Origin of the sequence: Clostridium beijerinckii (assembly GCF_018223745.1) — a bacterium.
GTDB lineage: Bacteria > Bacillota > Clostridia > Clostridiales > Clostridiaceae > Clostridium > Clostridium beijerinckii.
In genome coordinates this window covers 804524-828308 of sequence record NZ_CP073653.1, presented here as the reverse complement: position 1 = coordinate 828308, position 23785 = coordinate 804524, and the positions used below count along the sequence as shown (strand labels likewise).

Here is a 23785-nt window from a genome sequence, read left to right as displayed (position 1 = left end):
ATCAATTTATAATTTACAGAGCTTTTATGACTATTACAGGAAAGAAATAACGTGCTACATTATTCTGAATTCTTATGCTAAAAATATGGCATAATTATGATTCCATTAAGAGCAATAAGCTTAATGATGAATATTATTTATTCTAAGATAAGCTGCTTTAATTTATTCTTTGTTTCATCATCTATAGGCATTTGAATGGTGATACTTGCTCCCTCTATTTCTGTGGACCTAAATGAAATATAACTTAGGTATAAATCCCCTACTAAAGGATGATGTAAAAGTTTTTGACCTTCTGGTGTTCCCATAATACCTTGATTATTCCACCATTTATTAAATAGAGGATCTTTTTCATTTAATTCATTTATAATTGCATTTATTGTATTATCATTCTCATAATAACCGTAATTTGCTCTCAATTGTTCAACACGTAATTTAGAATGCCCTTCCCAATTATCTAACAGTTCTTTTAGATAATCATCATTAAAAGCTCTCCAAACTGAGTTTCTTTCTTTTTCATCCATTTCTTCATAATTACCATAAACTTTTAGTGCCGCCATATTCCATCCAATCATTGTTAATTTACTATCAGTAACATAAGCTATGCTTGGATTTTGATTGTCTAAGAATTTTTGTAATGTATTAGAAATAGTAACAGCTGCAAAGTCTTCTACAGGTAATTTCTTATCTGATAAATTAAATAAATATCTTTTTTCTTCATTATTTAATTGCAAAACCCTACTCAAGGAAAGCAACACATCTATTGATGGATTAACATCTTGTCCTTGTTCAATACGCACATACCAGTCAATACTTACTCCGGCTAAATCAGCGACTTCCTCTCTCTTTAATCCTTTCACCCTTCTTCTTTTATCAAATTTGAGTCCAAATTGTTCTGGTCTTAATGTGGATCTTTTCTTTTTTAAAAATAATCCAAGTTCTTTGTTTTTAGATATCATTATTACCTCCCCATCTCTATTCATATAAACTTTATTATTATATATGTTGTAATTCACAATGCACATTTCACAATCGCAGCTAAAATTCTTGCAATACTTTTAGAATTATGATTAAGGTCTGCTAAACATAGTATTATTAATCATATGATAACTTAGCTTCTATTTAAAATAATACTTTCATTATACACTATCTTCATAAGCTATAGAGAGGAAGATGTGAAAATGAATAGAGCTTTAGAAAACAAAAGTTTTTCAAACAAATTATTATTTATTTTATCAATTATTTGTGCAATTATGGTAGCTAATTTGTACTACGATCAAGTTTTATTAACCAATATTTCCAATGATTTTTTTATACCTGCTTCAGCATCTGGTAAGCTTGTAACAGCTATACAGATAGGCTATACAATGGGATTGTTGTTCATTGTTCCACTAGGAGACAGGTATAGTAGAAAACTATTAATCATTTTAAGTATTATTTGTTCAGCTATATTATTATATTTAATGACTTTAGTCTCTACCTTTAATTTAATAGTAATTATAGGCTTTTTTATGGGGATTTCAAGTGTTTCAGCACAGCTTATAATCCCATTTGTTTCTTCAAATATTTCGTCAGAAAAACGTGGTATAATTGTTGGTCACTTATTAACCGGAGTATTTCTTGGAGTTTTACTCGGTAGAGTTCTAGGTGGAGTTCTAGGCCAACTAATTGGCTGGAGAGGAGTTCATGAATTTGCAGCAATAGTTTTATTAATTTTTGCAGTATACTTATTTTATTCTCTCCCAAATGATAATGTAAAAAAGGAAAGTTCATATAAAAATATCATACTATCTTTACCTCCATTATTAAAAAAAGAAAAAGTATTAAGAGAAACAATAGTTTTTGGTGCTGCTGCCTTTTGTGCCTTTAATATTTTTTGGGTTTCATTATCCTTTATTTTAGAAGGTTCTCCTTATAGTTATGGAAGTGCAATAGTTGGACTCTTTGGCTTTTTAGGTATAGCAGGTGCGTTAGCCGCTGGATTTTCGGGAAAACTTACAAATAGTAAAAAAGTAAGCTTATGGAACCTTTTTGCTTTAGCTATAATGTTTGTTTCTTTTTTAATCTTAGGTGTAGGCTGGTCCAAACTTATAATTATAATTCTCGTAACCTTTACTTTAGATGTTGGTTCAAGAATGAATATGTCTCTAAATCAAGGAAGGATTTATAAGCTTAGTCTCCAAAATCATAGCAGATTAAATTCACTTTACATGGTTGGGTATTACTTAGGTGGGTCCCTTGGATCATGGATAAGTACATCTGTATACCACTCATTTGGTATTATTGGAATTACAATTGCAAGCTGCAGCGTACTTTTACTAGCGTGTGTTTATTATTTAATCACTAATGATCTTTTGAATAGAGAAAATAATACTAAATCCTCAAGTGCATTTACCTCTAAAAATCAACCAACTCATCAGTAATTTGTGAAGTACTTTAAGACATAATCAAAAAAATAACAAACTCATATTCCTAAAAAATTATTTACTGCTAATAATGATAATACTGCTGTGATTATTTATCCTATGATAATTTATCATCTATTTAAAAGAATTCTTTAATTGTATAATGGATTAAAAAGAATTTACTTTCATTAATTTTATATTGTTAAGCATATTATAGATATCCAACTTTAAATTTAGACTTGTGTGATGCTTACCGAAATCATAAATATTTTGATTCCGAAAAGCTATGAAAATATCGCTGAAGGTTCTAAGCAGCAGGTTGTATCCACTTTAGCATGCTCCAACTTTCAGTTTGACAAGCTAAAGTGGAACAACCTACAGCTAAGAACCTTTAACAGCTCATTTTCAAATGTTTTCTCCACAAATATATTTATGATTTCTAGTGAAGATATAAACTTAAAATTTTAGAAGCTTTATAAATATGTTCATCTAATAAATTGAATTCTTAAATTGGAAATCTATATATATCTTTAATACGATAATACTATTAAATAAATCTTATTACTTAAAGGAATATGTTTAAAGTAAAGGAGAAGATAAAAATGAATTTGATAACTGTAAATCAAGATAAATGTATTAAATGTGGTTTGTGCGTAAATGAGTGCCCAGAACGTGTATTAGAACTTAGTGAAAATGGACCTAAAGAAATTTGCGGTGATGACTGTATTTCCTGTGGTCATTGTGTAGCTATATGCCCAATGAAAGCAATTGATAATATAAAAACACCATTAGCCAATCAAATCAGTTCAAAAAGATTTCCAAAACTAAGTCCTGAGGAGGCTGAAAACTTTCTTCGTTCAAGGCGCTCAATCCGCTCATATAAAGAAACTCCTGTGCCAAGAGAAAAATTAATAGATCTTGTGAATATTGCACATTTTGCTCCTAGTGGACATAATCTTCAAGGAATATCTTATACTATCATTGATGATAGAAAGATACTTGATAAAGCTGTTAAAATTGTCATCGAAGAATTTGAAAAGGATAATGTATCGAGTGAATTCACAAAGCCATACCGTGAAAAAGGAATTGATACAATTTTGCGTGGAGCATCCAGCCTTATCCTAGCAACTGCTAATTCAAACTTTCCACGAGGAAGAGAAAATTCAATTCTTTCATTAACATATTTGGAGCTATATGCGCCAACACTAGGCTTAGGATCATGTTGGGCTGGGATGCTTGAAAGAATTGCTATGAAAGATAATTCTCCATTACTTAAATTATTTAACATCCCTGAAGATAAGAAAATCACTGGTGCTATTATGGTGGGATATCCTAAATATACTTATCCAAGATTAGTTGATAAAGATCCATTAGAGTTTACTTTTGTAAATTAGCATTGCTCTATAAAATCAAGATAAATATTTGAATATTTTACATTAAAACAACCCACTAAAATCTACTATCTATTTTAGTGGGTTTCATGGTAGAAAGAAAAATGCAAGACAAAATACTCTTTGTTGCATAAGTTCAACTAAATTCAACTGTGAATATAAAGCTCTATCTGAAAAGTTTTACTTTATAAACATGATGACTTCTTTAGTCGATCAGCTCTTCTTCTTAAATGTAGATTTCAGTGCTCTTTTCACTACATCAACAAAACTTAATGAATAAACCATATGATTTGGATCAACATAATTTCGAACAGTACGAAGCACTTTCTTTGCTTCTTTAGAAGAAAAAGTATATGTTCCATTTTTCTTCGTTCGAATTGCATATCGTGGAATCCATTTTCCTTTAAATAATACAGATGCAATCACATAGTCAACTTCTTCCCAAGGAATTTGAATAAATTTACGATAATCACGAGAATTATAGAACTCAAAACCTTTGTCACCTATCATAATCTTGCCGTAATCTGCAACGCCAGCAAAAGATGTTCCATCAATTGCTAGATCAACCTTTGTATTGAGTGACTCAACCATCCTATCTACCTCTTTTCTACTTATATACACATTTATTTTTATTATATATTCTTTACATGTTTTTATCAATTATTCCAAAGTCTATTAAAAGTAACACGATTAATATTGTTAACAAAAGCCCAGGCTAAAAAGCCTAGGCTAAGTAAAAAAGTACTACATTAAACCGATCAAGTGGAAAACAATACCAATTATGAACAATCCAAGAATTATAAGAATTGGAGATACCTTCCTCTTAAGTAACCACATACAAAGAAGTGTAATTAATAATCCTACAAATCCAGGGATTAATGAATCTAAGTTATTTTGTAATGTTGTAATCTTAGTATCAGTTAATGACATACCTGATGCTTGTTGTAATAGAGCTTGCTTAACACCTTCTGCTCCAGCAGGAAGTTTGCTCCAATCAATAAATGCACCATCACTTAATTTAACAGATGATACTACTGGTGCAAATTTAACAGATACCCATCTGTTAACTAACGATCCTAAGATGAACATACCAAGGATAGATGCTCCTTTTGTAATATCTTGTAGCATATTACCTGATAAATCTTCACTAATACGAGATCCTGCTTTGTAACCAAACTCTTGTGTATACCACATAAATGCCATACGGATGATATTCCAAGCGAAGAAGAAGATAATTGGTCCAAGGATGTTACCACCTAGAGCAAGTGAAGCAGCTAATGCTCCTAAAATTGGTCTTACAGTGAACCAGAAAACTGGATCTCCGATACCTGCTAAAGGTCCCATCATACCAATCTTAACACCTTGAATAGTTACATCGTCGATTGGTGCACCATTTGCACGTTCTTCTTCTAAAGCTAATGTTACACCAACAACTGGTGAAGCTACATATGGGTGAGTGTTAAAGAACTCTAAGTGACGTTCTAATGCTGCAGCTCTCTCTTCTTTAGTCTTATATAATTTTCTGATTGCTGGAATCATTGCAAATGCCCAACCACCATTTTGCATTCTTTCATAGTTCCAAGAACCTTGAAGGAAAAATGAACGGAACCAAACAGAAATACGGTCTCTTTTTGTTAATTTTAATTCTTTTGACATTTTCGTTTCCTCTCCCTTCTTAGTATCTATCTATTAGATCCCCTAAAGGATCACCAGTATTTGAACTTCCACCATTACCTGAGCCACCTTGTTTGCTAAGTGCTAAGTAAAGAAGTGCTAAAGCTACACCTATTGCACCAAGTCCGATAAGTGTAATTTGTGAAACAGTTGCTAATACAAAACCAATTGCAAAGAATGGCCATACTTCTTTTGTAGCCATCATGTTGATTACCATTGCATAACCAACAGCTACAACCATTCCACCACCAATTGCTAAACCGCCTGTTAACCAAGTAGGCATAGCAGCAAGTAATGAACTAATAGGACCAGCACCGATTGCTAATACTAGTGCAGCTGGAATCGCAATACGTATACCTTGTAAACAAATAGCAGCGATTTGCCACATATCAATAGCTCTAAGATTTCCTTCTTTAGCAGCAGCATCCATAAAATGTACGAACGCTGTAGCAAGTGTACGACAAATAATTGTTAATAATAATCCTGCAACTGCTAGAGGAACAGCAATAGCAATCGCTGAAGCAACTCCTGCTTCACCTTGACCTCCAAGAACTAAAATAATTGCAGATGCAACAGCGGCTAATGCTGCATCAGGTGCTACAGCAGCACCAATATTTGCCCAACCTAAGGCTATCATTTGAAGAGTACCACCTAAGATTAAGCATGGTAGTAAATTACCTGTAACCAAGCCAATTAATGTACAAGCAATTATCGGTTGGTGAAATTGGAATTCATCTAAGATACCTTCTACACCAGCTAAAAATGCTATTAAAATGACTAATATAATTTGAACTATATTTAAAGTCATGGTTATTAATCCTCCTTTTTCTCTAAATAATTAGATTATTTTAATTTTTTTAATTCTTCTTGTGCTTTTTTAAGTATTTCGTCCATATTTGCTTTTGAATCATTTGGTACTTTACGCACATCAAAAGTAAGTCCAGCTTGTTTAAGCTTATTGAATATATCGATATCTTCTTGATTGAAAGCTAAAACTTTGCTTGGTTGAACCTTACCTGGAGAATGAGCCATTGAACCAACATTGACCGTCTTTAGCGGTATTCCGCCTTCTACAGCTCTAAGCACATCTTTTGGATTTTCAAAAAGAAGCATTGCACGTTGGCCTCCAAAATGCTTATCATCTTTTGCAAGTTTAATCATATGATCAACTGGAACAACATGAGCCTTAACCCCCGGAGGAGAAGCTTGCGTAATCAAATTCTTACGAAGAGTATCTCTAGCTACATCATCTGACACGACAATAATTCGTGTGGGATTTACAGTTTTTGTCCAAGCAGTTGCTACTTGACCATGAAGTAAACGAGAGTCGATACGAGCTAAAACGTATTCAAACGATCCAGGTGCACCTGCATTAGATTGCCCTGCTCCCGCTCCTGAAGCATTACCAGTATCTGCTGGTTCTAACTCCTCGGGTTTAACTTTAACTCCTTCTTTACCTGCATTTAAGATATAAGCTGCAATTTCATGAGCAGATTCCATTGAAAGACGTGCACCATAAGTTTCAATCAACATTGGCAAATTCAAACCAGCTACGATTGCCCATTTGTCTTTATGTTCTTCAAATAGCATATTCGCTTGGTTGAATGGTGTACCACCCCAAAGATCAACTAAGAATAAAACCTCATCTTGGTTGTCAAAGGATGCGATTGCATCTTTCATTTTTGCTCTAAGATCATCAGGTCCTTCGCTAGGCATAAGCGTAACAGCTTTTACGTTTTCTTGTTCTCCGAAAATCATCGCACCAGATTGCATGATGCCTTTAGCAAATTCTCCATGACTAGCAAGAATAATTCCTACCATTTTTATACCTCCTATTTTTTATTTGTTACAAAAACAAAAGGCATAAGCATTTGGAAATAAAACAATAGTATATATTCGTATATTGCCACAATATTTGTACACCAAAATTAAATCATAAAAAAATATGATAATACCCTATAAAAACTGTACAAAATATGTGTTTTTAACGAATAAATATTACTTCATTTTACTTCTCTATGCTTATGCCTGATCGAATCAGTAACATGCTAGATATTATTTATTATTATTTCATTATAGTCTACCAAAAGTCCCTCTCTAAGAACCTCTCTCTAAACTACGTTTTCATATTAACACTTTTCTTTTAGTTATGCAATACATTTTTTAATATTTTTAACTAACTTTCATAAAATAATTTTTATACTATAAATTTCCCACTTTTATAAAAAACATATTCTATTCAAACTCGCTTTATATTAGAAATTCCTTAACCATTTTAAAAACATCAAAAGAACAAAATGAAATAATATATTCAAATTAACATACACACTATTCATAAAGGATGAGAGAAGTCCAGATAATAATTATTTATTTATATTCAAACTGTTTATATTATTTTTTATGCCAAATAGAAACCTAATTCTAGGAATTCTATAAACTACTTCAGATATAATAATTGTTACCACAAAAGGCAATATCAATACAAATATATAGTTGAAAATTATTGGAAGTTTAATAATAATAAATTTATTTCCCACAAAATAAAAACCTACGAAAATCCGAATTCCAGATTTTCGTAGGTTTCATGTTGATATGGAAGAACTGCCTTTATAATTTCCATCTTAAACACACATAAAATTGCCTAACTAATTAGTGAATATACTCTAGACCACTCTTACTTTTCTTCGCATCCTATTGTACAGTTTATGTAGAAACTTTTATATTTTTTAATATTTTATAAATGCTCTATTTATAGTTATTGCTATACTTAGTAATAACTTCTTTAAGTTTCATAACTTCAATTGGTTTACTAATATAGTCATCCATGCCTGTATTAATACATATATCTCTATCTCCTCCCATTGCATATGCTGTCATTGCGATTATAGTAATATGTTTACCAGTTAACTTTTCTTTTTCCCGAATTATTTTTGTAAGTTCAATTCCGCTCATATCTGGCATCTGAATATCCATAAGAATTATATCAAAATCCTCATTTTCAAGTATATTCAATGCCTCTAATCCATTTGAAGCTATTTTTATTTTCCACCCTGCAATATTACATAATTGATTCATAAATCGCTGGCTGATAGTATCATCTTCAACTTGTAATATCCTAGTTTCTAAATAAGTCTTGTTATCTATACATATTTTTTGAATATTTGATGATTCCCTACTATCAATAGCAATATCAAACAAACAAGTAAAGTAGAATGTACTTCCTTTACCATAATGACTTTCAACAGATATTTCTCCCCCCATAAGCTTAACGATATTTTTAGAAATGGCAAGCCCCAGACCAGTCCCTTGGAATTTTTTTGAAGCCGATATATCTAACTGCGTAAAATAATTAAATAATCTCGGAATGTCTTCTTCCTTAATTCCAATCCCTGTATCTTTTACAGAAAACATTAGCTTCACTTTATTCTCTTTATCCTCAACTTTATCTACGGATACTTGAATTTTACCTTTTTCAGTAAACTTAATTGCATTTCCTATTAAATTGCTTAAAACTTGCATTAATCTACCCTTATCTAATATGATTTCATTCGGTAAATTATTGTCAACAATAATCTCAAGCTTCAGTCCTTTATTCTCCGCTAAATATGTAAATAAATTTCTACTTTCATTCATTAAATTAAATATGTTTATACGTTCTGGCTTTAGTTCAATCTTGCCTACATCCATTACTGAGAGATCAAGTATATCATTAATAATCTGAAGAAGATGTTTTGAAGAAGTTTCAATCATTTTTACTATGTCAATTTGCTCATCTGTCAACTTTGAAAATTCCAATAAGCTAGTCATTCCCATAATCCCATTCATAGGTGTCCTTATTTCATGACTCATATTTGCCAAGAACTGACTTTTAGCTGAGTTTGCTCTTTCTGCTTCCTCTTTTGCAGCTTTAAGCTTAGTCTCAGTTAACTTATGCTCTTCGATTTCTTCTTCTAACATACAGTTTGTTTTTTCAAGGTTTCCATTAACCTCCAACAGTTGAGAAGTACGTTTATCAACAAGAACCTCAAGCTCATTATTCAATGAAAGAAGTTCTTCATTTGTATCAATTAATTTCTCATAAATCTTTGAATTAAAAAGCATTATTCCTAGAATTATAATGATTGTTTTTGATAAATCTAAGTAGCTTTCCATATAATTAGGAAACATAATATCTTCCACTTCCATATAACCCATTAATTCATTATCAAAAGTTATCTTAAAAATAAATCCTGCTCCTGAGGAAGTAAGAAAATAATTTTGCCTAAATTCTGAGTTGTGGATATCATATAGTTCACTTTTATACAACTTCTCTTGATGGAAAATTATTTCTCCTTTTTTATGTTCAATTACAGGAAGAAATGCGAGATGCTTAGCACCGGTCAACATTTCAAATAAAGTAAAAATATTCTTAATCAGGTCTTCACGTTTTAAAAGTGTTGCTTTTTTTTCAAGGAAATCAAATACGAGAGCATAATCAGTGACCTGCTTGTTTTTTAAATTTAAAATATATTCTAGTCTATTAACTTTCCAATTTTTATATGAATTATTTATAGTGCTTGAAAAGCAATCCAAACCTACATCTATAATTTCATATTTCATTCCTATATATTCTGAAAACTCTATTAAATAAGGTAGGATATTGCTATATACGCCACTGTCAATAAGAACCACCTTTTTACAGTATTCCGAAAAAAATTCACGTGCAGTTTCTTGATTAAATCCGTATATGTCCATAATAATATGCTTCCATCTTTTTAGCCAACCTGGTGTAGTCAAATAATACCCCATTGAAGAAAGGTAATTTATTAGATCACCTCCAGCCAATAATGAAAGACATGAATTGAAAATACTTTCACCAGCAAGATTCTCATCTCTTCCAGAACCCTTCTGAGTTGGCAGCAAAATAACTGAGTCACTGCAATAACCTGATTCAATAAGGCCATCATATAATTTCTGTCTTTGACGCTTGCAATTTATACAATCCATTGAATAGTATTTAAATTCAACATCTCCATTTTTCAAAGCGCCTCGCATACTCTCCACTTCAGCTTTGAAACTTTCACAAATTAAGATACATAGTTCATCGTTCATATAATCACCTCCAATTTAACGGATATCTTCCCCACTTATTTACACTCTCTGATATTTCATGAAGAATATCCTCACTAACCTGATAAGGAATGTCTCCTAAACTGTCGCACAAGATGAAACCACCACCAACTCCAGCTTTTTTTATCGCTTCCTTAACATTATATTCAGCATCAGATCTAGTCCATCTGCACATTTCAATACCATTTAGATTTCCAAGCAATGTAGCTCTTTGACCAACTTTTTTCTTTATTTCAGCTAGATCATCACTATGGCTTACCAGAATGGCTTTAATTCCAGATTCAAGGATTTCCTCGAGTATTGAGGCCGAGCTTGCCGAGGACGTAGCAATGGCTACATCACTTTTAATAGTGGGTATTGTTCTCTTTGCAGAAAGAAATCCAGTCTTTAAATATATGCTTTTAGGAATAATTGAAGACACAGACATAGAATCTATAGTCGTTATAAAGGATGCACCTGCCGCCAATTGCATATTAGCCCATTCAGTGCAAAACCTTTCATTGATTTTTATAAGATGCTCTAACAACTCTGGTTTTTCATAAATAAGTTCAATATATTTATCAAAACCCATTTGAAGAATAGGAAGTGAAAAAGGTGATAACACACCCCCAGCAATAGGGACGGACATCCCCACTTCCTCCTTCAGTATGGATATTGTTTCAAGACAATTTCTAAGAATTTTTGAATTTTTAACATCTGGTGGTTGTAATTTTAAAATATCGTCAAAGTTTTTTATTATTGGTTCACCAGCATTAGGAGGTCCTGCTTCATTGAAAATAACTTCACTTCCAAAAGCTGCATACTCATGAGCAGCAGAATAAAATGGATTCAAACAATCATTGTTGAATTTTTTGAGAAGCATCATTTGTCCCCTTGCTACATTTTCAGGTTTACTAAAATAGTTTTTAATAGATACATCTAAAAATTTTGCGCAGTAATGTGTACACATTAAAAACAATGGAACCTTGTCTGGTTCATGCTTACTCATAGTTGTCAACACTCTTTCCATAGAAGTATACCTTTTTTCCATTAAGAATCCTCCTTCATCCATTGTTCTATAATAGGAATATTATCGGCTGCACTTTTTCCCATTTTATCTGCACCCACCTCTTCCCAAAGAGTGCTGTCCATTAAAAAAGGTGCCCCCCCAACTAATATTTTAATTGAAGGATCCTTTTCATGAAGCATTTGAGATATTTTCTTAATTTTTAAAGCAGATGGATACATTAATACTGATATCATAAGTATTTTTATCCTATCTTCAGTAACTTTCTTTATTATCTCCTCCAGTCGACTTATAGAACCATAGTCTATAAGGTCAAAACCGCTTGACCTCACAACGGCACTTACGATTTTCTTTCCGAGAGTGTGATAGTCCTCAAGAGTAACTATTGCGATCGGCTTTGCATTCTTAATTATGAAGTTTTTTTCCTCCAAAATAGAACTTGCAATTTCCTCACAAAGCCTGCTGCTCATATATATCTGTGATAAAGCTACTTCTCCTCTTTCCCACTTTTCCCCAATGGAAGTCAAGGACTTAACTATATACTCATCAATAAAATCAATCCCATTTTTTTCAGCTAAAAAATGTTGAAGAATTTTATTAACTTCTAACTTATCGTAATTAATCAAAGCCTTTTCAAACGCCTCCCAATTCATCATTTAGCTCCCTTCTTTATTAAGTAAACTTTTTAATTTCACTTAATATTTTCTTGTTACTTTACACCATAGTTTTATGTTAAGAAATATTTATGTCTAAATAATTTAAAATTTTTATATGAATTTTAGTGGATTCTCCACTCAATTATGTAAAGAGTAATTGAATTATTAATAAAACTATTATACTCTTTATTATTATATTTTAACATTATTTGCATATAAATTCCTATTAATTACAACTTAAATTCCTTATCCCCACTTTTTGGTACTATTTAAATATCAACTTAAATCTCATTAGTTATGAGTAAAAATTTTATTGAATTCATCAATCAAATTAGTTGCACAAGAAACTAATTTATGTTATTGTTATATTAGTTGCAAAGGAAACTAATATTCAAAGGAGAGAACATTTATGGAAAAAGATATACAAAAAGATAAGGTTCTTTGGACAAAAAACTTCGTTATTATAAACATAATAAACCTATTAATATTTTTTGGATTTCAAATGTTATTACCTACACTTCCGCTCTATGCTAAAAAACTCGGAGGGACAAACTCTATCATTGGATTAGTAACTGGAGCATTTGTAGTATCTTCAGTAATAATTAGGCCAATCTCTGGATTACTTCTTGATAAGTTAGGCCGACAAAAGGTGTTTTTAGTTGGATTATTTATTTTTATTATATCAGTATTTTCTTATTCAATAGTTCCATTTATTAGTGCAATTATTATGATACGGTTTATCCATGGCTTTGGCTGGGGGGCAGTAAGTACAGCTTCTAATACAATTGCTTCGGATAATATCCCAAATGATCGTTTTGGAGAAGGAATGGGATATTTTAGTCTGACAAGTAGTTTAGCTATGGCAGTAGCTCCTACAATTGGACTATTTGTGATATCAAAATATAGCTTTCAAGCTCTATTTTTAACATCTACTATACTAGCCGTGCTTGGAGGTATTATTGCTTTTAAATTAGAATATAAAAAAATTGAAAATAAAGAGCAAACTAAAATAAAAGCTTCATTGTATGAAAAAATATCTATAAATCCTTCTATTATAGTATTTTTTGTAACAATAACTTATGGTGCATTAACCAGTTTCTTACCTCTTTATGCTTCACAAAAAGGCATAGAGAACATTGGAATTTTCTTTACAGTCTATGCAATATCCTTATTTATATCTAGACCAATATTCGGTAAAATAATAGATAAATTAGGTTTTGACTATGCAATTATTCCAGGTTTTATATGTGTAATTATATCTATGTTGCTGTTATCTGAGTCTTCAAATATTAGCATGTTTTTAATCGCCGCATTTATTTACGGAATAGGCTTTGGTGCAACTCAATCTACTTTACAGACAATGGCCATGGTTGGAGTTCCACCTTCACGTCTAGGTGCTGCCAATGCTACATTTTTCACTGCATTTGATTGTGGTATAGGATTAGGCGCAGTAATTTTAGGAGTAGTTTCATCAAACGTTGGATATGCTCAAATGTATCTGTGGGCAAGTGGGGCTGCTATTATAGCATTTATTCTTTATTTCATTATTGGCAGAAAGAGAAAACCTCAATTACAAGTAAAAAAGTAGTATTTTACCTTAGGATTAGTACGTAACACAAATTCTCAAAACGTATATTAATCACATACAAAGTTAGCTCTGCGTTTTATCAATGGCAGAGTTTTCTTTTTCCAAATAATATAATCTATATTTTAAAATACCAATTCATAATTTCAAAAAATATATATCCTAGTAAATCATTGAAACTATAATTATTTATATATATAATTTAAGATGGTTTTATCCGATAGCTAGCATCCGTAGCACTCCCTTTTCTTTAAGCGGGAGATAACGGCTGCACGCTTCTGGACAATGTGCCCCTTGAGGGTACATTGTGACCCTTGAGGTTATAGGTTCAACTAAATTCAGCTGGAGTTAAAACTCCACCTGAAAAGTTTCACTTTATAGGAAACTAATCTAAAGGAGATAAGTAACTATGGAAAACATTAGTAAACTTAATGCAGCAATTTATAGAAATGCTCAAAGCATAATAAATTCAAAGCTTATAGATTTAAATATTAGAAGTGGCCAACATGATTTTTTATATGTGATTTCAAAAAATGAAGGTATAAGTCAGAAAGAGTTAAGTGAGTTTCTGTATGTAGGTAAATCAACCACTGCAAAAGCAGTAAAAAATCTAGTAGAAAATGATTATGTAAAAAGAATTCAAGATGAAAATGATAAGCGTATTTATAGGTTATATTTAACGGATGCAGGAAAAAAAGTTATACCTAAAATAGATGCAACCTTTTTAGAATTAGTTGCTATTTTTTCTAAAAACTTATCTAAGAAAGAAGAAGAACAAACAGTGATTATTCTAAAAAGAATCCTACATACGATTTCTGAAGAAAAAAATAAAATTAATTCTGATATTGATTAATTTATAGATTGTTTCATCTTTTACAAAATATATAAGATTAAGCCGCCAGTATCAAAAAAACACGACCACCTGCAACCAGCTATTTAAGCCACATGCAAATGGTCGTGGGTTTCATAAATAATATCGATGAACATTTCACTTGGGGAGAATTATTTTACTATAAAACTTGTTCTGTTCTTTCAATTATATCATCTTGAGTTTGTTTCGATAATACATTAAAGAAAGCACTATATCCTGCTACTCTAACAATTAGGTCTCTATGATCTTCTGGATGTTTTTGCGCATCAAGTAAAGTATCTCTTGATACTACATTGTATTGTACATGAAAACCTTCTAAACGATTAAAGAAAGTTCTAATTAATAAAATTAACTTTTCTCTATCACTTTCCTTAGATAACATTTGTGGTGTTACCTTTTGATTTAATAATACTCCACCAGTAATATCGTGTGTTGGTAATTTTGAAACTGATTTAAATACTGCTGTAGGACCATTTTTATCCATTGCATGAGATGGTGAACACCCTTCAGCTAAAGGCTCTCCAGCCTTTCTTCCATCTGGAGTTGCCAAAGTTCCTGCTCCTTGTGGTACATTAGCTGAAATTGAAGAAGTTCCAGCATAATAGCATCCTCCAATTGGTCCTCTACCATATCTAGTATTTTTGTATTTCTTTATCTCATCAATATAGATTTCATAAGCTTCTCTTAATAATAAATCTATATAATCATCGTCATTTCCATACTTAGGAGCATCATTAAGTAATATATCTTGAATTCTTTTACCATCTTCTCCTTCAAAATTATTAAGCAATGCATCCCAAACTTGTGCTGGTGTAAAACTCTTATCTTCAAATACACATTTTTTAATTGCTGCAAGAGAATCTCCAAGGTTAGCGATACCTACTTGAAGATCACTAATAAAGTCATATACGGCTCCACCTTCTTTTAAGTTTAAACCTCTTTCAATGCAATCATCAGTTAAAGCTGAGCATAATACATCTGCTGTAACTTCTTCTATTGCTAAGTCTGCACAACTATCTATTATTACACTATGTCTTGTAAATTCACGAATTATCTTATCCCAGGCTTTCATAACCTCATCAAAGGTTGTCATATCCTTAAAGTGACCTACACCCTCGCAAAGCTTAGTTCCTGACTCGGGATCAATTCCATCATTTAAAGCTATTAATAATGATTTAGGGAAATTTAAAAAGCTCATTCCAGTACATCTATAACCCCATTTACCCGGAACCGCTACTTCAACACATCCAATTGCACTATAGTTATAGGCATCTTTTTCATCTACACCTTTTTCTATGAATGATGGAATAATAACTTCATCACTATTAAAGGCTGGCATTCCGAATCCTAATCTTACTACTTCTATGCATTCTTTCATAAAATCATTAGATAACCCTCTATAATAACGTACTGTTAAGTTAGGTTGTGGTAATTTTGTCTGAGCAACACTCTTTAGAATTAAGTAGCTTAATGGATTTACTGCATCTTTTTTATCTACAGTCTGGCCACCAACCGTAACATTTTGATATAGTGGACTACCTGCGCTAAAACGTGTATGTGACCAGCTTCTTATTTTATTTATTGTAAATGTCTTAAGCCATAAATTTGTTAATAATTCAGTAGCACTATCTTCAGTAATCTTCCCAAGTTTTAAATCTTTTTCATAGAAAGGATTTAAGTATTGATCCATTCTTCCATATGAAAGTGAATGTCCGTTTGATTCAATTTGCAAAACTAAGTGAATTATCCACAAAGATTGAACTGCTTCATGGAAAGTTTCTGCTGGATAATATGGAACTTTATTTAATATTCTTGACATTTCAAGTAATTCTTCTTTTCTATTTACATCAGATTCTTTTTCAGCTAATTCTAATGCTAAATCTGCATAACGTTTTGCAAAAGCTGCTACTGCATCAAGTACAATTAAAATTGCTCTATAAAAATAAGACTTATTTAGATTCCTATGGTCTGTAAGGTCTAGTTCCTTTAATTTCTTTTCTGTTCGCTCTTTATAATTAATTAACCCAAGTTTTAATACAGTTTCATAATTTACCGCTATATGAGCATCCCCAGAAGTAATATTACCCTCTGCTTTTATAATCCCTAGATCATAAAAAATTCTACTTTCAGCAGGCATCCCTGCAAGACCTCTGTCTTTTAAAGTTTTATGCTCCCAAAAAGGTGCTATTTCTCTTAAAACATCCTTACTTTCTTCAGTAATATAAAATATATCACCTGCACGTTTTTCAAATTCATCAAGTTCATCTATAACCCAATCCATTGCATATTCAGGAAAAATAGGAGCTGAGCGATTTGATTCCGCTTGATTTCCTGCAATTATTGAGTTATCTTCAATAAATATAGTCATATTTTTCAGTATATTTTCTAAACATAACGCTCTACGTAATACCATTGGCTTATCAGCGTGTTCTTTGTAACTTTCCGTAGTAAGTCTAGCTCTTTCTACACTAACCATAGATTTTGCATTTAATAATTCTTCTCTAAAATTATGCATTCTATCAGTTAATTCTCCAAAATGATTCATAAATATTCTCCCCTCATTATCAATTTCATATTATAATAAACTTTTTCACTTTCATTTGAAACTATTTTTATTTTCTTTCATAATTAAATTATATACTTCGATTGCATTTTGTCAACGATAATATTTCATTCGAAAGTATCTATTTTATACTTGAATCTTTATATAAATAATAATCTTATTAAATACTTTCTCTTAGATGCTCTCTAACTAAGTGTTTTGAGTTTAAGTCGTTACATAAACAACTATGATATTCTAAGTAAATCTAGCACACAATTCATTATTTATAATTCAAACCAGATGTATAGTTCACTTGACATTTGATGTAAAGCGTACTATACTTTAATTGTAAAGCATACTATACTATTTGAAAGGTAGTGATAAGTTGCAGACTAGAATACAAGAGTTACGAAAAGAAAAGAAGATAACTCAAGGTGAGCTTGCAGATGCAGTAAATGTAACAAGACAGACAATTATATCACTTGAAAACGGAAGATATAATGCTTCCTTAATACTGGCACACAAAATTGCACAATTTTTTGAGATTTCTATTGAAGAGATATTTATTTTTGATAAGGAGGATGAGAATTTATGAAAGGAATTTTAGCTGGTAATACAGCCAAAACTAATGAAGAATATAAAAATGTTATAAAATATCGCATGAAGATTATTGTTGTACTTTTGATTATCGGAATCATTACAGTAGCAGTTGGTTTTGGTGCAGAACTTTATATGAAAACCTCTGCTAGTGAAAATATCCATGAAGTATTCTCTGCTGCAGGTATAGACCTTATTATAATAAGCTCAATCCTATGGATTAAAAATAGGCTTTTGCTCAATGATGAAATAAAGCTGAAGAAAAGCCGTCTAAATAATACAGATGAAAGAATTCATGAAATTGGAAATAAATCATTTAAATTAGCAGCCATTGTAATGCTTATAGTGTCATACGCAACTGCATTAATCGGAGGTCTTTTTGATCCACTACTAGCTCAAGTTCTTTTATTTATACCTTGCATTTTTTTAATTGCTTATGTAATAGCATTTAAATACTACAATAATAAAATGTGATAACTAAAACTTACATGGTGACTTACCGAAATCACAAATATTTTGTAGGTCATTTATGTCTAAAAATAGTTACAAGCCTTATTAAAAAGCCTTTTGATGTCTGACTTATTTTTCCAAATTATTTATAATTTTAAATATATGCCATACAAGAAAGAGAAGGTGCTCTTTTGCGTAGCGTTGCATCGAAAAAATGATTGTAGGCATTTCTTCAGTAAAAGTTGTTCCAACCTTGCCTGTCACGAGCTGGCTCGGGATCATGCAGGGATGGGTGCAACCTTTACTGGTAGAAATCCACAATTACTTTTTTAGCAACCGAGTAACAGAGCTCCTTCTCTTTCGGCAAGTTATCGCATAGCTTTAAATCTCAATTGGTTTATCTTATTCTACACTTACCATTTGAACATCCACTTTTTCTTTCTTTAAACTTTCTAAAACATCTTCAGGAATATTAGTATCTGTAAATAAATAGCTTATCTCTTCTGCTTTAAATTGAGATACCACTCCACGCTCAGAAAACTTTGATGATTCTGTTAATATTATAATTTTATTAGAACTTTCAGCCATGGCTTTTACCGTTTCTGTACGCATTAAGTTTTTTCCTGTAAACCCTATTTTAGAATTATAACCATCAGTTCCGATAAACAATTTATCTACAAAAAAATCTTTAACGCACTTTCTTGTTAGAGGGCCCACTGATACCTGAGATTCCGGCTGATAATCTCCTCCAAGCAACACTACTTTCGCATTTCCTTCTCTAATATAGTTTGCAATAAATGTAGAATTAGTTATTACTGTTATATCCTTTTTATTATATGCGAGTTCTTCTGCAAGTAAGGCACAAGATGAGCCCGATTCAATCATAACTGTTTCACCATCATTTACAAGTTTACTTGCCAATTGTGCTATTTTTCTTTTTATATCATAATTAAAAGCTAATCTGCTATTGATATCATCACTTGAAGTCATAACAGCATACCCATGTTCACGCTTCAATAATCCTTTTTCTTCTAATGCACCAAGATCTTTACGTATAGTCACTTGAGATACATTTAAAAGCTCTGATAATTTACTGACTTCTATACGCTTGTTTTCATTTACAATTTCAAGAAGCTTTGTATACCTATTTATCATAGAAACTCCTCCTTCTCTTAGGTAGATTCGAAAACTAACTAGTCGGCATACCTAAATCCAATGGTAATTATATCATAAACTACTTACAAAATGAACTATTTATATTTCGAATAAAAGCAATTCTGCTTATTATTGATTATATACTACTTCAAATAATATTAAACATCAAATTATTATTCTTATGAAATTCACTTTTATTTTAAATGAAACTTTTTTATTTACACTTATATTTTTTCATGTTAACATTGAATCATCAATTGAAATTTAAATTATTACGGTTCAATCATAATACTAATCTTGCTTTTATTATATGGGGGTGTTTTTATGAACGATATAAAAGCTTGCATTTTCAATATTCAAAAATACAGCATACACGATGGTCCTGGAATCAGAACTGTAGTTTTTTTCAAGGGCTGTCCCTTAAGTTGCCTATGGTGTTCAAATCCAGAATCTCAAGATAGTAAGATACAAATCATATGTGATAAAACTAAGTGCACACAATGTCTTCATTGTATAGACGTTTGTCAAAATAATGCTATTTCCTTAAATGATAATCATATAAAAATTGATTCTAACAACTGTATTTCTTGTTTTGCTTGTAAAAATTCCTGTCCTCATAAAGCTCTTTCAGCAGAAGGTGAATTTTTAACCCTTTCTCATGTTATGAATGAAGTTATGAAAGATGAAATGTTTTATGAAGAATCAAATGGTGGCGTTACTTTATCTGGTGGTGAAGTATTAATGCAGCATGAGTTTGCATCAGAATTATTAAAACTATTGAAGAATAGAAACATACACACAACCATTGAAACCACTGGATATGCTTCAAATAAAACATTCTCAAAGTTTATACAAGATGTAGATTTATTATTATTTGATATAAAACACTATGATAGAGAAAAGCATTTTAAAGTAACAAATGTTTATAATGATTTAATTATCAAAAATTTGAAAATTGCTATAGATAACGGTAAAGATGTCATTATTCGTATTCCTGTCATTCCGAGCATAAACTCTAGTTTAGAAGATGCTAAAGAATTTTGTAAATTACTTGAGTCCGTTAATGCTAAGAAAGTAAACTTACTTCCATTTCATCAATTTGGGCAGAAAAAATACGAACTTCTGAACAAACCATATACTTTCCAAAATACGCAACAACTTCATGAAGAAGATTTATTAGATTATAAAAATATATTTCTTAAAAACGGATTTGATTGTTACTTTTAAGATATAAAATTAAAAATGATATCAATATTTTTAATAAAAGCCTGTGTCATTTAGATATAATTTACCTTTACTAATTCTAAAATACTTTTCTATTGCTACTTTTTAATATGTTTTTTATAGTGATGTCATTCTCTTAATATCTATAAACTAAAATAACCCAAGACAATACTAATAAATATTGTCTTGGGCTTTATAGTTACAGTGCAGCGTAAACTTTAAATTTCTTATATTAAACATTCACCGTTTGTTTCTATTACTTTTTTATACCAATAAAATGATTTTTTTCTTTTTCTCTCTAAAGTTCCAGTTCCATCATCTTGTTTATCTACATATACAAATCCATATCTTTTACTCATCTCTCCAGTGGATGCTGAAACTAAATCTATACATCCCCAAGATGTATATCCTAATAGTTCAACTCCATCTTCCATGGCTTCTTTCATTTCCATGATATGCTGTCTAAGATAATCAATCCTGTAATCATCATTTATTGAGCCATCCTCTTCTATTGTATCTTTAGCACCTAGTCCATTTTCTACTATAAATAAAGGCTTTTCGTACCTATCATATAGCGTATTCATAGTTATTCTAAGTCCTAACGGATCAATTGCCCATCCCCATTCACTAACTTCTAAATGAGGATTTTTTATGGATTTAACAACATTAGCTTCGGTTTGATTTTCCATATCCTTAGATGCACATCTAGAAGAATAATAACTAAAAGATATAAAGTCTACTGTATTTTTTAATATATCTAAATCATTTTCTTCCATTACAATACTAACTTCTTTTTCCGCAAATACCCTCTTTGAATATGATGGATACTTACCTCTAGCCTGTACATCTATGAAAAATAAATTTTCTCTATCCTTTGTATGAGCCATCCATACATCTCTTGGATCACATGAATACGGATAAAAATCTCCTCCTGCAAGCATACATCCAACTTTATTTTCTGGATTTTGTTCATGGGCTATTTTAGTTACTAAAGCACTTGCTACTAACATATGATGAGCTGCCTGATACTTAACCTGCTCTTTGTTTTCACCTTCTTTGAAATATATACCTGCTCCCGAAAAAGGACTGTGTATCAATATATTTATTTCATTAAATGTCAGCCAGTATTTAACCAAGCCATCAAATTCTTTAAAGCAGCATCTTGCATACTTTTCAAAAAATGATATCATTTTTCTGCTCTTCCATGATCCATATTTATTAACCAGTTCCATTGGAACATCAAAGTGACATAATGTCACTAATGGTTCCATATTATATTTTTTACATTCTAAAAATAAATCTTTGTAAAATTTAATTCCTGCTTCATTAGGTTTGCTATCATCTCCATTAGGAAAGATTCTTGTCCATGCGATTGAAGTTCTAAAAACTTTGAATCCCATTTCTGCCATCAAAGCAATATCTTCTTTATAATTATGATAGAAATCAATTGCCTCATGACTTGGATAAAATTCATTATCCTTCAAAGTCAAATCTTCTTCTAACCCTAATTTCACTTTCATTCTGTTTATTCCATGTGGTATAACATCTACAGTACTTAAACCTTTTCCATCTTCTCTATAAGCACCTTCAGCCTGATTTGCTGCAATAGCTCCCCCCCACAGAAATTCCTCTGGGAAACTGTATTTACTCATTGTCTGCCCCCATTATTTCGATATTTTCTTCTGCTGGAATATCTTCAAATCCAAATATTAGAGTTAATACGAAAGATAATACGACTGCCAGTATCATTATTCCAACTATCCAAATAAGGCTTGATGGATTTTGTGGATCAAAAAACTGAACACTTGTGAATAAACCTGGTGCAGCCATAGATCTACTTGCGAGTCCTGCTATCCCTGCTACGGCACCACATACACCACCTGAAATTAATGATGCTATCAAAGGCCTTTTAAATCTTAATGCTACTCCATACAGTGATGGTTCTGTGATTCCTGCAATGATTGCAGAAGAAGCAGCTGCAATTGCAGTTTGTCTTAACTCTTTATTTTTAGTTTTAAAAGCAACAGCTAAAGCTGCTCCTCCTAATGAAAGGTTAGCACCTATTTCTGAAGGCATTACCATTCCTTCCATTCCTGTTTCTGCTATAGTTGTTAATATGGTTGGAGTAAATACTCTATGCATGCCAGTCATAACAAGTAGTGGCCATAAAGCTCCCATTATTGCTACTGATACCCATCCTAATTTGCTGTGAACAAAATAAACTAAACCTGATATTGCTGTACCAATCCATATACCTAAAGGTCCTATAAGTCCAATTGCTATTGGAGCTGCAATCAATACTATAATCGCTGGTTTTAAGAAATTTTTAGTTACTTCTGGTGTTATCTTATCTACAAATCTTTCAATATATGATAATATCCAAGTCATACAAAGTGCTGGTATTACCGTATACGTATACTTAACAGATGCAATAGGAATAAACGCTAAAGTTACTTCCTTACCTTCTGATGCGCTTACCATTAGTTTCATAAAATCTGGATGTACCATAAGTCCTGCTATTGCAATAGCTAAATAAGTATTAGTTTTAAATTTCTTAGATGCTGATACTGCCACCATAATTGGAAGGAAATAAAACGCTGCATCTCCCATAGCATTTAGTAATGTATATGTAGTACTGTCTGCTGGTAGTACTTTTAACATAGATAACATCATTACTACTAACTTTACCATTGAACCACCAATAATTGCTGGTATCAATGGTGACATTGTACTTACTAATGCATCCAATATATTAGTTCCAACTTTTTTGATAGTTAGCTTTTCTTTTTTTATCCCTTTTGCAATGTCACTTTGATCTCCAAAGTTTCCTAATTTTAAAACTTCCTTATAAACATAAGATACATTATTTCCAATAATAACTTGATGTTGCCCACCTTGGTTCACATATCCCATTACTCCATTAATTTTTTTAATCTCATCTACATTTACTTTTGAGTCGTCCTTTAAACAAACTCTTAAACGAGTCATACAATGAGTTACACTTTCAATATTTGAGATACCGCCTAAATTTTTCGCAATCGTTTTCGCAATTAATGCATAATCCTTTGCCATTTTATTACCTCACTTATATTTATTATTTTCGAATAGCTATTGAATGTATCT

General features: G+C 31.3%; 19 protein-coding genes. 7 read left to right on the top strand and 12 right to left on the bottom strand.

Features of this window, described 5'->3' with window-relative positions; translation table 11 throughout:
- Positions 1–137: 137 nt before the first annotated feature.
- Positions 138–980 (bottom strand): helix-turn-helix domain-containing protein, encoded by an 843-nt coding sequence (locus tag KEC93_RS03975; RefSeq protein WP_244999362.1) that lies wholly within the window; start codon positions 978–980, stop codon positions 138–140.
- A gap of 198 nt (positions 981–1178) precedes the next feature.
- Here KEC93_RS03975 and KEC93_RS03970 point away from each other — a divergent pair, with 198 nt between their 5' ends.
- Positions 1179–2420 (top strand): MFS transporter, encoded by a 1242-nt coding sequence (locus KEC93_RS03970; RefSeq protein ID WP_077868104.1) that lies wholly within the window; start codon positions 1179–1181, stop codon positions 2418–2420.
- 584 nt (positions 2421–3004) lie between these two features.
- Positions 3005–3796, top strand: coding sequence for a nitroreductase family protein (locus KEC93_RS03965; protein ID WP_077868105.1), 792 nt, complete (start codon positions 3005–3007; stop codon positions 3794–3796).
- A 210-nt stretch (positions 3797–4006) separates the two neighbouring features.
- Here the strand turns inward: KEC93_RS03965 and KEC93_RS03960 are convergent, their stop codons facing one another.
- The 7 genes from KEC93_RS03960 to KEC93_RS03930 all read right to left on the bottom strand — a co-directional run bounded on the left by KEC93_RS03960 (position 4007) and on the right by KEC93_RS03930 (position 12238).
- Positions 4007–4384, bottom strand: coding sequence for a DUF956 family protein (locus KEC93_RS03960; RefSeq protein WP_023975728.1), 378 nt, complete (start codon positions 4382–4384; stop codon positions 4007–4009).
- Between the two features lie 153 nt (positions 4385–4537).
- Positions 4538–5449 carry a PTS system mannose/fructose/sorbose family transporter subunit IID gene (locus KEC93_RS03955; protein ID WP_011968058.1) on the bottom strand — a complete coding sequence of 304 codons (912 nt, stop codon included), beginning with the start codon at positions 5447–5449 and terminating at the stop codon, positions 4538–4540.
- Between the two features lie 19 nt (positions 5450–5468).
- Positions 5469–6275 (bottom strand): PTS mannose/fructose/sorbose transporter subunit IIC, encoded by an 807-nt coding sequence (locus KEC93_RS03950; RefSeq protein WP_017209435.1) that lies wholly within the window; start codon positions 6273–6275, stop codon positions 5469–5471.
- A 35-nt stretch (positions 6276–6310) separates the two neighbouring features.
- Positions 6311–7288, bottom strand: a complete 978-nt coding sequence (locus KEC93_RS03945) for a mannose/fructose/sorbose PTS transporter subunit IIA (protein WP_023975729.1) — start codon at positions 7286–7288, stop codon at positions 6311–6313.
- 924 nt (positions 7289–8212) lie between these two features.
- The gene (locus KEC93_RS03940) at positions 8213–10558 is read right to left on the bottom strand and encodes an ATP-binding protein (protein ID WP_077868106.1); all 2346 of its coding nucleotides are present in this window, start codon (positions 10556–10558) and stop codon (positions 8213–8215) included.
- A 4-nt stretch (positions 10559–10562) separates the two neighbouring features.
- Positions 10563–11606 carry a uroporphyrinogen decarboxylase family protein gene (locus KEC93_RS03935; RefSeq protein ID WP_077868107.1) on the bottom strand — a complete coding sequence of 348 codons (1044 nt, stop codon included), beginning with the start codon at positions 11604–11606 and terminating at the stop codon, positions 10563–10565.
- A complete protein-coding gene (locus KEC93_RS03930) occupies positions 11606–12238 on the bottom strand; it encodes a cobalamin B12-binding domain-containing protein (protein ID WP_023975744.1) in 633 nt (210 codons plus the stop codon). Before KEC93_RS03930 ends, KEC93_RS03935 begins: the two co-directional genes overlap by 1 nt.
- A gap of 409 nt (positions 12239–12647) precedes the next feature.
- Between KEC93_RS03930 and KEC93_RS03925 the strand changes: the two genes are divergently transcribed.
- Together KEC93_RS03925 and KEC93_RS03920 are read left to right on the top strand one after the other, a co-directional pair.
- Positions 12648–13826 carry an MFS transporter gene (locus KEC93_RS03925; protein ID WP_023975745.1) on the top strand — a complete coding sequence of 393 codons (1179 nt, stop codon included), beginning with the start codon at positions 12648–12650 and terminating at the stop codon, positions 13824–13826.
- A gap of 406 nt (positions 13827–14232) precedes the next feature.
- Positions 14233–14676, top strand: a complete 444-nt coding sequence (locus KEC93_RS03920) for a MarR family winged helix-turn-helix transcriptional regulator (protein WP_077868108.1) — start codon at positions 14233–14235, stop codon at positions 14674–14676.
- 157 nt (positions 14677–14833) lie between these two features.
- Here KEC93_RS03920 and KEC93_RS03915 read toward each other — a convergent pair whose 3' ends face one another.
- Positions 14834–17239 (bottom strand): glycyl radical protein, encoded by a 2406-nt coding sequence (locus KEC93_RS03915; RefSeq protein WP_077868109.1) that lies wholly within the window; start codon positions 17237–17239, stop codon positions 14834–14836.
- A gap of 382 nt (positions 17240–17621) precedes the next feature.
- Here KEC93_RS03915 and KEC93_RS03910 point away from each other — a divergent pair, with 382 nt between their 5' ends.
- On the top strand, positions 17622–17831 hold the full coding sequence (locus tag KEC93_RS03910) for a helix-turn-helix transcriptional regulator (RefSeq protein ID WP_011968049.1): 210 nt from the start codon (positions 17622–17624) through the stop codon (positions 17829–17831).
- Positions 17828–18307: a hypothetical protein gene (locus tag KEC93_RS03905; RefSeq protein ID WP_011968048.1), complete on the top strand. Its 480-nt coding sequence runs from the start codon at positions 17828–17830 to the stop codon at positions 18305–18307. The genes KEC93_RS03910 and KEC93_RS03905 overlap by 4 nt, the downstream gene beginning before the upstream one ends.
- A 378-nt stretch (positions 18308–18685) precedes the next feature.
- Here KEC93_RS03905 and KEC93_RS03900 read toward each other — a convergent pair whose 3' ends face one another.
- Positions 18686–19438 (bottom strand): DeoR/GlpR family DNA-binding transcription regulator, encoded by a 753-nt coding sequence (locus KEC93_RS03900; RefSeq protein WP_077868110.1) that lies wholly within the window; start codon positions 19436–19438, stop codon positions 18686–18688.
- Positions 19439–19762: 324 nt separating this feature from the next.
- Here KEC93_RS03900 and KEC93_RS03895 point away from each other — a divergent pair, with 324 nt between their 5' ends.
- Positions 19763–20665, top strand: coding sequence for a glycyl-radical enzyme activating protein (locus KEC93_RS03895; RefSeq protein ID WP_077868111.1), 903 nt, complete (start codon positions 19763–19765; stop codon positions 20663–20665).
- Between the two features lie 224 nt (positions 20666–20889).
- Here KEC93_RS03895 and ascB read toward each other — a convergent pair whose 3' ends face one another.
- Positions 20890–22314 (bottom strand): 6-phospho-beta-glucosidase, encoded by a 1425-nt coding sequence (gene ascB, locus KEC93_RS03890; RefSeq protein WP_077868112.1) that lies wholly within the window; start codon positions 22312–22314, stop codon positions 20890–20892.
- Entirely contained in the window at positions 22307–23734 is a 1428-nt protein-coding gene (gene ascF, locus KEC93_RS03885; RefSeq protein ID WP_077868113.1) for a PTS cellobiose/arbutin/salicin transporter subunit IIBC, read from the bottom strand. Before ascF ends, ascB begins: the two co-directional genes overlap by 8 nt.
- Positions 23735–23785 lie beyond the last annotated feature (51 nt).